Here is a 12,355-nt window from a genome sequence, read left to right as displayed (position 1 = left end):
GCCATGACCGATCGCCCGCTCCGCCTGCCCTCGCTCAACGCGCTGCGCGTCTTTCAGGCGGTGATGCAGCATCGCAGCTTTCGCGCGGCAGCGGATGAATTGCTGGTCTCACCTCAGGCCGTCAGCCTGCAGATCAGGGGGCTGGAAGATGCGCTTGGCGTGACCCTGTTCGAACGCAAAGGGCGCAGCATCGAACCGGGCGAGCAGGCGATCCTGCTGGCGCATTTCGTGAATGCGGGGTTTGATGAAATCGGCGAAGGCATTCGCCGCGTCACCCGCAGCACCCAGCGCAACCGCATCAATGTGAATGCCAGCCCCTATTTCGCCACCCGCCATCTGCTGGATCGTCTGGCACGGTTCCGCGATATCCTTCCTGACGCCGATCTGCGCCTTACCACGATGGTCGATCTGCCGGATTTCGCCCGGGATGATGTGGATGTGGCCATTCAATGGGGCTTTGGCGGGTGGAAACCGCATGACTCCAGCCTGCTGTTGCGCGACCTGAAGGTGATCTGCTGCACGCCGGAAATTGCGGGCAGGCTGCACCGCCCTGCTGACCTTTTGGCAGAAACGCTGCTGCACCCGATCCTGCATCACGGGCTTTGGTCCGATGTGCTGGCGCATCTGGGTGTGGCGCTGGCGGTGGAAACCCGCGCGATCCGGTTTCAGGATGCCGCCACGATGCGCCGTGCCACGCTGGCGGGTCTGGGCGTCGGCCTGATCTCCAGCATTGATGCGGGCGAAGACCTTGCCTCGGGACGACTTGTCGCGCCCTTTGGCACCGGGGTCATGGCCGGGATGCCCGCCGAACAGGTGCCGGGCTTCTATCTGGTGGTGCCGAAATCGCACCGCCGCGTGAAACAGATCGCCGCTTTCTGTGACTGGGTCGAAGCCGAGGATTGGGCGACAGAGGGGGTGACACCATGAAACAGGCGCTTGTCACCGGGGCGACGGGCGGCATTGGCCGCGCCATCACCCTTGCCCTGCGCGATGCGGGCTATCAGGTGGCTGCCCTTGGCCGCGATCCTGCGGCGCTTCAGGCGCTGTCGCGCGAAGAAGGCGTCACGGCGGTGCAGGTTGATCTGACCGACCGCGCCGCCCTGCGCGCTGCATTACAGGGGTTAACCCCCGATGTGCTGGTGAACAATGCCGGGATGATGCCGCCGCTCGTGCCCTTCCCGGATATGACCGAGGCCGACATCGACCGCACCATCGCCACCAACCTGACCGCCGTTCTGGCGCTGACGCGGATGATCACGCCGGGGATGCGCGACCGGGGCCGGGGGCATGTCTTCTTTACCGGCTCAACAGCCGGACACGCGCCCTTTGCCAACCTCGCCGTCTATTCCGCGACCAAGGCCGCCATTGGCGGCTTTGCCGGGTCGCTGCGGCTGGACATGGCCCCCTCTGGCGTGCGGGTGACGGAAATCGTGGCAGGCCGCGTGGAAACCGGGCTCTACCGCGACATCCTCCCCAAAGGTCAACGCGCGGCGATGTATGCGGGCGGCGGCGCGGTGCAGCCGCAGGATGTGGCCGCCATGGTCATGGCCGTGCTGGCCCTGCCGCCCCATGTGGATGTCGCCCGGTTCGACATTCTTCCCACGCATCAGGCCACCGCCACAGGGGCCAAGGTAAAGGACCGCTAGCATGAAGGACCTGAGGATTGTCATCGTCGGCGGTGGGGCGGGCCTTGGCGCATTGCTGGCCGATATGGCCGTGACAGAGGGCGCAGCGGGCATCGGGATCATCGACCTGAACGGCGAAGCCGCCGAGGCCGCCCTTGCCCCCGCCCGCGCGGCAGGCATCGCCACCGCCTTTGCCACATGCGACATCCGCACCGCGCCAGCCGCCCATGCCGCCTTTGCCGAAGTGGCGGCCAAGCTGGGCCGCGTTGACACGCTGATCAATTCCGCCGCGATCTACCCGCGCAAACCGATCCTTGAGATCACGGATGCCGATTGGGATGCCTCCAACGCCATCAACGTGAAAGGCAGCTATCACATGATGGTCGCCGCGATCCGCCAGATGCGGGGGCAAGACCTGCGCGGTCCGGTGCGCGGGCGGATCGTCAACATCACCTCGGTCGATGCGTTCAAGGCCCACCCGCAGAACGCCCATTACGCCGCGACCAAGGCCGCCGTCGTCAGCCTCACGCGCAGCATGGCGCAAGAGGTGGCCCCGGATGGCATATTGGTGAACTCTGTCGCCCCCGCCGGGATGGCCACAGACAAGGCCCGCGCGGCAGGGTTCCTGCCGGAACTGGCCAAGGCCAGCCCGCTGGGCCGTGGGGGCGAGCCGCGCGAGATGGCGGAATGGGTGTTGATGGCGGGCGGGCCGCGCAACACCTACATGACAGGCGAAAACATCATCGTGTCAGGCGGCTACATTTACGCCTGATCAGATTTCCTCGACCATTAACACGCCGGGCATGGCCTTGATCGCCCCCTTGATCTGGGGCGTCACGGGATAGGGTTGCGGCAGGATCACGTCGATCTCACAGCCCGTGTCATCCGGCACGCAAATCGTGATCTGCGCCTTGGCCCGCCCTTCCAGCTTGGACAGCAGCGCCGCCACCGACCCCGCCGCCTCGGCCCGGTTCAGGTGGATGCGCAGATCCGATGCCCCCGCTTCGGCGGCCATGGAATCGATGGGCTGCACCGCATTGGCCAGCAACTTGACCGAATCCCCGTCCGGGTCTGCCCGCACCGTCAGCACGATGTTGCGCCCCGGTTCCAGATGATCGCGCGATGCCTCCAGCACGTCCGAGAACACCGTCACCTCATACAGCCCCGTCGGATCGGACAGGGCGACAAAGGCAAACCGGTTGCCCTTGGCCGATTTGCGTTCCTGCCTAGCCGAGACGGACCCCGCCATTTTTACCACGCAAGTGCCGCGCTGTTCAGCCATGCGCGTGACCTCGGCCAGCGTCTTCACATCCATACGCCGCAGGGCACCCATGTAATCATCCAGCGGATGGCCTGACAGGTAGAAGCCAATCGCCTGATGCTCTTGCGCCAGCCGTTCTGTCGCCAGCCAATCGCCGCGCCCGGCCAGACGGGGCTCGGGGATATCCGCGCCCGCCTCGCCAAACAGCGACACCTGCGATGATCCCTTCGCCTCATGGATCGCGGCGGAATAGGCCACCAGCGCATCCAGAGCCTCGAACACCCGCGCGCGGTTGGCATCCAGCGCGTCAAAGGCCCCGGCCCGCGCCAGCATCTCCAGCGGCCGCTTGCCCACGCGTTTCAGGTCGACCCGCCGCGCAAAATCGAACAGGGTGGCAAAGGGGCGTTCGCCCGTATCGGTTCGCCGCGCCTCGACGATCATCTTCATCGCCTCGACGCCCACATTCTTCAATGCGCCCAAAGCATAGACGATCTGGCCGTTCACCACCGTAAAGGTCGCCAGCGACCGGTTCACGCAAGGCGGCACCGTGGTCAGGCCAAGCTTGTCCACCTCGCGCTTATAGACGGCCAGCTTGTCGGTCAGATGGATATCGCAGTTCATCACGGCGGCCATGAACTCGACCGGGTAGTTCGCCTTGAGGTAAGCCGTCTGATAGCTGACCACCGCATAGGCGGCGGCGTGGGATTTGTTGAAGCCGTAATTGGCGAACTTCTCCAGCAGGTCGAACACCTCGCCCGCCTTCTTGACGTCGATATTGTGGGTGGCCTTCGCGCCTTCGATGAACTTGGGCCGTTCCTTGGCCATCTCTTCGGCGATCTTCTTGCCCATCGCGCGGCGCAGCAAGTCGGCCCCGCCAAGGCTATAGCCCGCCATGACCTGCGCGATCTGCATCACCTGTTCCTGATAGACGATGATGCCCTGCGTTTCGGCCAGGATATGGTCGATGGTGGGATGGATGGATTCCAGATCCTTGAGGCCGTTCTTCACCTCGCAATAAGTGGGAATATTCTCCATCGGGCCGGGGCGATACAGCGCCACCAGCGCCACGATATCCTCGATACAGGTGGGCTTCATGCGCCGCAGCGCATCCATCATCCCCGAACTTTCCACCTGAAACACCGCAACCGTCTTGGCAGCCGCGTAAAGCTCATAGGTCGGCGTGTCATCCAGTGGGATCAGGCTGATATCCAGCGTCACCCCGCGCAGGGCCAGCAGGTCCAGCGCGTTCTGGATCACGGTCAGCGTCTTCAGACCCAGAAAGTCGAACTTCACCAACCCCGCCGCCTCGACCCATTTCATGTTGAACTGGGTGGCGGGCATATCCGACCGCGGGTCCTGATAAAGCGGGACCAGCTCATCCAGCGGTCTGTCCCCGATCACCACACCGGCGGCATGGGTGGATGCGTTGCGATAGAGCCCCTCGATCTGTTCGGCATAGGTCAGCAGGCGACCCACCACCTCTTCCTTTGCCGCCTCGCGCAAGCGCGGCTCATCGGCCAGCGCCTTGGTGATCGAGACGGGCTTCACCCCCTCCAGCGGGATCATCTTCGACAGCCGGTCCACCTGCCCATAGGGCAGTTGCAGAACGCGCCCCACATCGCGCACGGCGGCCTTGGACAGCAGCGCGCCGAAGGTGATGATCTGCCCCACCTTGTCGCGGCCATAGCGATCCTGAACGTAAGAAATCACCTCTTCCCGGCGGTCCATGCAGAAGTCGATGTCGAAGTCGGGCATCGACACGCGTTCGGGGTTCAGGAACCGTTCAAACAGCAGCGCATAGCGCAGGGGATCAAGGTCCGTGATAGTCAGCGCATAGGCCACAAGGCTGCCCGCCCCCGACCCGCGGCCCGGCCCCACGGGAATACCATGGTCTTTGGCCCATTTAATGAAGTCGGCCACGATCAGGAAGTAACCGGGGAACCCCATCTTTTCGATGATGCCCAGCTCGAAATCCAGCCGTGCCTGATACTCTTCCACCGTCGCGGCATGGGGGATGATCGCCAGCCGCGCCTGCAACCCCTCATTGGCCTGACGGCGCAATTCCTGCACCTCATCATCGGCAAAGCGCGGCAGGATCGGCGCGCGCTTATGCGCCATAAAGGCGCAGCGCCGCGCAATCTCGACCGTGTTCTCCAACGCTTCCGGCAGATCGGCGAACAGCGCGCACATCTCTGCTTCGGTTTTCAGGTAATGCTGTGGCGTCAGGCGGCGGCGAGGGTGCTGCTGATCGACATAGGCCCCTTCGGCGATACAGATCAGCGCGTCATGCGCCTCGTACATAGACGCCTTGGGGAAATAGACATCATTGGTCGCCACCAGCGGCAAGCCCATCGCATAGGCCATTTCCACGAAACCGCGCTCGGTTGCGGCCTCGGCCTCTGTCAGGCGCCCGCCCTCACCCGGATGGCGCTGCAATTCCACATAAAGCCGGTCCCCGAAACAGGCAGCCAACCGGTCCATCAAGGCCTGCGCCTTGGCGCCCTGCCCCTGTTGAAGGAACCGCCCCACCGGACCATCCGCCCCGCCCGTCAGGCAGATCAGCCCAGACGAATACCGCTCCAACTCCTCGACTGTGACCTGATTCAGCTGCCCGCCCTTGTCCAGATACAGGCAGGAGTTCAGCTTCATCAGGTTCATATAGCCCGCTTCGGACTGTGCCAGCAGCACCACCGGTGCGGGCATCCGCAGCTTTTCCCCCGGCTGGGCCGGATCATGGGCCACCGCCACCTGACACCCCACGATGGGCTGCAGCCCGGCATCCTTGGCCAAAACCGAAAACTCCAGCGCGCAGAACATGTTGTTGGTATCGGTCACCGCCACGGCGGGCATCTCTGCCGCGGCGCAGAGCTTGACCAGTTTCTTGACCGGGATCGCCCCTTCCAGAAGCGAATGTTCGGTATGGACGCGCAGATGAATGAATCGGGGAATGCTGGACATGGTCACAGCCTAGCGAAGCGTCAGGCGCAGGGAAAGGCCGCCCCTTCTTTCGGCAAAAGACGAAACTGCTTCCGCGATATGCAAAAAGGTTCTTCTTGCCATGTGGCAAGGCGGCGGGCTTCACTGATAGAAAGGATACAGGCCCGAACCGGATAACGGGGGGCATGGGGCGCGTGGCCCGCTTTACGCCGCATCGGGCGGCCACGCAAAACGCCTCGAACGGGGAGAAGGCGGCGGGTTGAGACATGGCCGGGATCGCGTTTCTGCTGAACGGAACGCCGGTTTGCGTCACGGGGGAACCCCCGACGCGGACACTTCTCGATTGGCTGCGCGACGGGCGCGGCCTGTGCGGCACCAAAGAGGGCTGCAATGAAGGCGATTGCGGTGCCTGCACCGTGATGGTGACGGATGAGGATGGCAGCCGCGCGCTGAATGCCTGCATTCTGTTCCTGCCGCAACTGGCGGGCAAGGCCGTCCGCACCGTCGAAGGCATCGCCGCGCCGGATGGCACGCAGCACCCGGTGCAAGCGGCCATGGTCACTCATCACGGGTCACAATGCGGCTTCTGCACGCCGGGCTTTGTGGTGTCGATGGCGGTGGCCCATCTGAACGGCCAGACCGACCATGACGATGCGCTGGCGGGCAACCTGTGCCGCTGCACCGGCTATGCCCCGATCATCCGCGCGGCGCAGGCCGCCGAATCCGCCCCCGTGCCGGATTGGATGAAAGACGACAGCCGCTTCATCTTGGCCCAAATACCCAAAGACAACGCCTCCGCAGCCTCCACCCTTCAGGAGAAAACGCCCGGCGGGTCCGGGGGGACGGATGTCCCCTCGGCCTTCCAACCCCAATCCTCGGACGAACTGGCAGATTGGTACCTCGCCCATCCCGATGCCACGCTCATTGCCGGGGCCACCGATGTTGGCCTGTGGGTCACCAAACAGCTGCGCGACCTGAAACCTGTCGCCTTCCTCAACGGGATGCGCGACCTGCAACAGATCGAGGTTCAGGGCGGCATGCTGCATGTCGGCGCAGGCGTGACCATCGCCGCGCTGCGCGCGGCGGTGGCCGCACGCCTGCCCTCTTTCGCGGAACTGCTGCGCCGCTACGCCAGCGAACAGGTCCGCAATGCCGCCACCATCGGCGGCAATATCGCCAACGGCTCGCCCATCGGCGATGGCCCGCCCGCGCTGATCGCGCTGGGGGCGACGCTCCACCTGCGCCGCGGCGATGACATGCGGTCCATCCCGCTGGAGGATTTCTTCCTCGACTACCGCAAGCAGGACCGCCACCCCGGTGAATTCGTGGCCGGGATCAGCTTCCCCGAAACGGCCCCCGCCCTGCGCTGTTACAAGATCTCCAAACGCTTTGATCAGGACATCTCGGCCGTCTGTGGCTGCTTCAACATCACCGTCACCGATGGCCGCGTCACCTCTGCCCGCATTGCCTTTGGTGGCATGGCGGGCATCCCGAAACGCGCCGCCCATGTCGAACAGGCCCTGATTGGCCAACCCTGGACAGAGGCGACAGTTACCGCCGCCCTGCCCGTCTTTGCGCAGGATTTCACCCCGCTCTCCGATATGCGCGCCAGCGCGGGCTATCGGTTGGAAACGGCGACGAACCTGCTGATCCGCTATTTCCACGATCTGAACGGCGCCCCAGTGTCGGTGCTGGAGGTCGCGCCATGACCATGGGAAAATCCCTCCCGCATGACGCGGCCCCGCTGCATGTCACCGGACAGGCGCGCTATGTGGATGACATCCCGCTTCCATCCAACGCCCTGCATCTGGCCTTTGGCCTGTCCAGCATTGCGCATGGCGATATCACGGCGATAGACCTTTCCGCCGTGCGCGCCGCTCCCGGTGTCGTTGCAGTCTGGTCATCGGCGGATTTCGACGAGATGCCGGATTGCAGCCCCTCGGTCCATGACGAACCGCTTCTGGCCACGGGCCGGGTCCATTACCTTGGACAGCCCATCTTCATGGTCGTGGCCGACAGCCACCTAGCCGCTCGCCGCGCGGCCCGTCTGGCCAAGGTCACCTATGCGGAACTCCCTGCCCTGCTCACGGTCGATGACGCGCTGGCGGCCAACAGCCGGTTCGAACAAGGCCCCGTCGTCTGGACAAAGGGCGATCCCGCCGCTGCGCTGGCCTCCGCGCCCCACATGGTCGAAGGCCAGTTCGAGGTGGGTGGTCAGGAACATTTCTACCTCGAAGGTCAGGTCGCCGCCTGCCTGCCGCTGGAAGGCGGTGATGTGCTGATCCATTCCTCCACCCAGCACCCGACCGAGATTCAGCACAAGGTCGCCCACGCCCTGCATATTCCGATGAATGCGGTCCGGGTTGAGGTGCGGCGCATGGGCGGCGGCTTTGGCGGCAAGGAAAGCCAGGGCAACGCGCTGGCCATTGCCTGCGCCATCGCGGCCACCCGGCTGAACCGCCCGGCCAAGATGCGCTATGACCGCGACGATGACATGATGATCACCGGCAAGCGGCACGATCTGCGCATCCTCTACCGCGCCGGGTTTGATGATCAGGGGCGTGTGACGGGGCTGGAATTCACCCACCTGTTCCGCTGTGGCTGGGCGCAGGATCTGTCACTGCCCGTGGCCGACCGCGCCATGCTGCATGCCGACAACTGCTATCACCTGCCGGACATCCGTATCGAAAGCCACCGCCTGAAAACCAACACCCAAAGCGCCACCGCCTTTCGCGGTTTCGGTGGCCCGCAGGGGATGGTGGGCGTGGAACGGGTGATGGATCACATCGCCCACGCCCTTGGCCGTGATCCGCTGGTCGTCCGGCGCGCGAATTTCTATCGCCCGATGGGCCAGCCGGGGCCAGAGTCACACCGGGTGCAATCCACCCCCTATCATATGCCGGTCGAGGATTTCGCCGGCCATGACCTTGTGGCCGAACTGGAAAAGACCAGCGATTACCAGAAGCGCCGGGCCGATATCGCCGCTTGGAACGCCACCAGCCCGATCCTGAAACGTGGGCTGGCGCTGACGCCGGTGAAATTCGGCATCTCCTTCACGCTGACCCATCTCAATCAGGCGGGGGCGTTGGTGCATGTCTATCAAGACGGGTCGATCCACCTGAACCATGGCGGCACCGAAATGGGGCAGGGTTTGTTCCAAAAGGTTGCGCAGGTAGTGGCGGCCGTGTTCGGCGTGGGAACGGACCTCGTCAAGATCACTGCCACGGATACGGCCAAGGTGCCCAACACCTCGGCCACTGCCGCCTCGTCAGGGTCTGATCTCAATGGCATGGCGGCGCAGGCGGCGGCGGAAACGATCCGTACGCGGTTGGCCGATTTCATCGGTGAAAAACATCAGGTCCCCGCTGCCAAGGTTCGCTTTGCCGATGGCGCGGTGCATGTGGCCGGGGAAAGCTATGATTTCGCCCGCGTGGTGATGTGGGCCTATCAGGCGCGGGTGTCGCTGTCGGCCACAGGCTTTTACGCCACGCCCAAGATTGTGTGGGATAGGATGCGCGGCACAGGCCGCCCCTTCTTTTACTTCGCCTATGGCGCGGCGGTGACCGAAGTGGTGATCGACACGCTGACAGGCGAAAACCGCATCCTGCGCGCCGATCTGCTGCATGATACCGGCAACAGCCTGAACCCCGCGCTGGATATCGGGCAGGTCGAAGGCGCCTATGTCCAGGGCGCAGGCTGGCTGACGACCGAGGAACTGGTGTGGGACGGCAAGGGTCGCCTCGCGACCCATGCCCCCAGCACCTACAAAATCCCCGCCTGTTCCGACCGCCCCCGCGTGTTCAACGTGGCCCTCTGGGGCCGCCCCAACCCCGAAAACTCCGTCGGCAAATCCAAGGCCGTGGGAGAGCCGCCCTTCATGCTGGGCATTTCCGCGCTTTATGCCCTGTCTGATGCCGTGGCCGCCTGCGGGGATGGGTCAGTCTACCCCGCACTCGACGCGCCTGCCACGGCAGAGCGGGTGCTGGCCGCCGTGAAACGGGTGCGCGGGCATGTTTGACCTCTCCGCCCTGCAATCCGCCATCGCGGCCCATGGGCCTGTCGCCCGCGTGGTGATTGCCGCCCATGATGGCAGCAGCCCGCGCGAGGTGGGGGCGGCGATGCTGGTCTGGCAGGGCGGGCAATCCGGCACCATCGGTGGCGGCGCGCTGGAATGGGATGCCACGACCCGCGCCCGCGCCATGCTGGCCGCAGGCGGCACGCGGCTGGACCGTGAGGCATTGGGGCCAAAGCTGGGCCAATGTTGCGGCGGCGCGGTTACCGTGCTGACCGAGGTTTTCGATACCGCCAACCTGCCGCAACCAGAGGCAGGCGTCATCGCCCGCAGGGCCGACGGCCGCGCGATGCCCCTATCCGTCAAGCGCCTGCTGGCGCGGGCGCGGGGCGAAGGCGTGGCCCCACGGGCGGTGCTGGTCCAAGGCTGGATGGTGGAACCCCTCGCCCGGGCCGAGCGTGAGGTCTGGATCTGGGGCGCAGGTCATGTCGGCCGCGCACTGGTGGATGTGCTGGCCCCCCTGCCCGGCGTGGCGATCACCTGGCTGGATATCGCCGCCGAGCGTTTTCCCGCAACGCTGCCACCGAATGTGACAGCACGCTCCGCGCCCGATCCGGCAGCGCTGGTGGCAGATGCCCCGGCGCGGGCGGAACACTTGATCCTTACCTTTTCACATGCGATGGACCTGGAACTCTGCCACCGTCTGCTGGGTCACGGGTTCGCCACCTGCGGGTTGATCGGTTCGGCAACAAAATGGGCGCGGTTCCGGTCGCGACTGGCGGGGCTGGGCCACAGCCCGCAATCCATCGCGCGCATCGATTGCCCCATCGGCGACCCCGGCCTTGGCAAACATCCGCAGGCCATCGCTGTGGGCGTCGCAATGGCCTTTCTTCGACACGGAAAAAACAACGCGTCACGACAGGAGAACGCGGGATGACAGGGACAAAGACGGGGACAGAGACGGTTACGAATAAGGAACTTCTGGCCGTCATCGGCGTGACGAAGGCCTATCCCGGCGTGGTGGCCAACAGCGACGTGTCCTTCAGCATCGCCGAGGGCGAGGTTCACGCCCTGCTGGGCGAAAACGGTGCGGGCAAATCCACGCTGGTCAAGATGATCTATGGCCTTGTGAAACCCGACAGCGGCCAGATGCGCTTTCGCGGCCAGCCCTACCAACCGTCGGAGCCAAAGGCCGCAAGGGCCGCTGGCGTGGCGATGGTGTTTCAGCATTTCAGCCTGTTCGAGGCGCTGAGCGTCGCCGAAAACGTGGCGCTGGGCATGGAGAACCCGCCCCCCATGCGCGAACTCGCCGGCCGCATCAAATCGGTGAGCGAGGCTTATGGCCTGCCGCTCGATCCCGGCCGGATGGTGGGCGATCTATCGGCGGGCGAACGCCAGCGCGTGGAAATCATCCGCTGCCTTTTGCAGAACCCCAAGCTGCTGATCATGGACGAACCCACCAGCGTGCTGACTCCGCAAGAGGTGGACATCCTGTTCACCACCCTGCGCAAGCTGGCATCTGAGGGCACAGCGATCCTCTATATCAGCCATAAGCTGGAAGAGATCCGCGCGCTATGTGATGAGGCCACGATCCTGCGGCGCGGCAAGGTGGTGGCAACCTGCACCCCGCGCGACCGGTCGGCGCGCGAAATGGCCGAACTCATGGTCGGTGCGACGCTGACCCCACCCGCCCGCGCCGCCCTGCCCAAGGGCGATACCGCGCTGGAGGTGACAGGGCTTTCCGTGAACTCCCCCATCCCCTTTGGCATGAGCCTGAAGGACGTCAATTTCCGCGTGGCGCGGGGCGAGGTGCTGGGCATCGCGGGCGTGGCAGGCAACGGGCAGGATGAATTGCTGCTGGCGTTGTCGGGGGAACTGCGCACCGACCCGGGCGCCGTGAAGATCGACGGCAAGCCGATGGGGGCCACGGGGCCAAACGCGCGGCGCGCGGCGGGGCTTGTTGCCGCGCCCGAAGAACGGCTGGGCCATGCCGCTGCACCCGACATGAGCCTTGTGGAAAATGCGCTGCTATCGGGCGTGGTGCGCAAGGCGCTGGTGAAGAACGGCTTCATCGACTGGGCCGCCACCGGGCGCTTTGCCGCCGAAATCGTGAAAGATTTCGACGTCCGCACCCCCGGCACCCATGTCGCGGCGCGGGCGCTGTCGGGGGGGAACCTGCAAAAATTCGTGGTCGGGCGGGAACTGTCGCAATCGCCCAGCGTCATTGTCATCAACCAACCCACCTGGGGCGTCGATGCGGCGGCGGCGGCGTCGATCCGGCAGGCGATCCTTGACCGCGCGGCAGAAGGCGCGGCCGTGGTGGTGATCAGTCAGGATCTGGATGAACTGCTGGAAATCGCCGACAACTTCGCCGCCCTGAACACCGGGCGGCTGACAAAGCCGCGCCCTGTCGAGGGGCTGACGATTGATGAGATCGGCCTGATGATGGGCGGCGCGCATGGGATGGAGGTGGCACATGTGGGCCAGTGATCCCCCATCCTTTGCCCGCGCAGGGGGCGG

At 65.0% G+C, this 12,355-nt stretch carries 8 protein-coding genes; 7 read left to right on the top strand and 1 reads right to left on the bottom strand.

What is annotated here, in order from left to right; genetic code table 11:
* Positions 1-3: 3 nt before the first annotated feature.
* From RSE12_04195 to RSE12_04185, 3 genes are read left to right on the top strand one after another with little or no spacing between them, the layout of a single operon-like run.
* Complete coding sequence (locus RSE12_04195) at positions 4-927, top strand: LysR substrate-binding domain-containing protein (GenBank protein WRH63542.1); 924 nt, start codon at positions 4-6, stop codon at positions 925-927.
* Positions 924-1,646 (top strand): SDR family oxidoreductase, encoded by a 723-nt coding sequence (locus tag RSE12_04190; GenBank protein ID WRH63541.1) that lies wholly within the window; start codon positions 924-926, stop codon positions 1,644-1,646. The genes RSE12_04195 and RSE12_04190 overlap by 4 nt, the downstream gene beginning before the upstream one ends.
* Before the next feature lies 1 nt (position 1,647).
* Positions 1,648-2,397, top strand: coding sequence for an SDR family oxidoreductase (locus tag RSE12_04185; protein ID WRH63540.1), 750 nt, complete (start codon positions 1,648-1,650; stop codon positions 2,395-2,397).
* On the opposite strand, the gene dnaE is transcribed toward RSE12_04185, so the two are convergent.
* Complete coding sequence (gene dnaE / locus RSE12_04180) at positions 2,398-5,844, bottom strand: DNA polymerase III subunit alpha (GenBank protein WRH63539.1); 3,447 nt, start codon at positions 5,842-5,844, stop codon at positions 2,398-2,400.
* A gap of 245 nt (positions 5,845-6,089) precedes the next feature.
* Here dnaE and xdhA point away from each other — a divergent pair, with 245 nt between their 5' ends.
* From xdhA to RSE12_04160, 4 genes are read left to right on the top strand one after another with little or no spacing between them, the layout of a single operon-like run.
* On the top strand, positions 6,090-7,532 hold the full coding sequence (gene xdhA / locus RSE12_04175) for a xanthine dehydrogenase small subunit (GenBank protein ID WRH63538.1): 1,443 nt from the start codon (positions 6,090-6,092) through the stop codon (positions 7,530-7,532).
* Positions 7,529-9,841, top strand: coding sequence for a xanthine dehydrogenase molybdopterin binding subunit (xdhB, locus tag RSE12_04170; GenBank protein ID WRH63537.1), 2,313 nt, complete (start codon positions 7,529-7,531; stop codon positions 9,839-9,841). The genes xdhA and xdhB overlap by 4 nt, the downstream gene beginning before the upstream one ends.
* Positions 9,834-10,772, top strand: coding sequence for a xanthine dehydrogenase accessory protein XdhC (gene xdhC / locus RSE12_04165; GenBank protein ID WRH63536.1), 939 nt, complete (start codon positions 9,834-9,836; stop codon positions 10,770-10,772). The genes xdhB and xdhC overlap by 8 nt, the downstream gene beginning before the upstream one ends.
* Entirely contained in the window at positions 10,769-12,325 is a 1,557-nt protein-coding gene (locus RSE12_04160; protein WRH63535.1) for an ABC transporter ATP-binding protein, read from the top strand. The genes xdhC and RSE12_04160 overlap by 4 nt, the downstream gene beginning before the upstream one ends.
* Positions 12,326-12,355 lie beyond the last annotated feature (30 nt).

Origin of the sequence: Fuscovulum sp. (assembly GCA_035192965.1) — a bacterium.
Taxonomy (GTDB): domain Bacteria; phylum Pseudomonadota; class Alphaproteobacteria; order Rhodobacterales; family Rhodobacteraceae; genus Paragemmobacter.
This window is presented reverse-complemented; position numbering and strand designations above follow the sequence as displayed.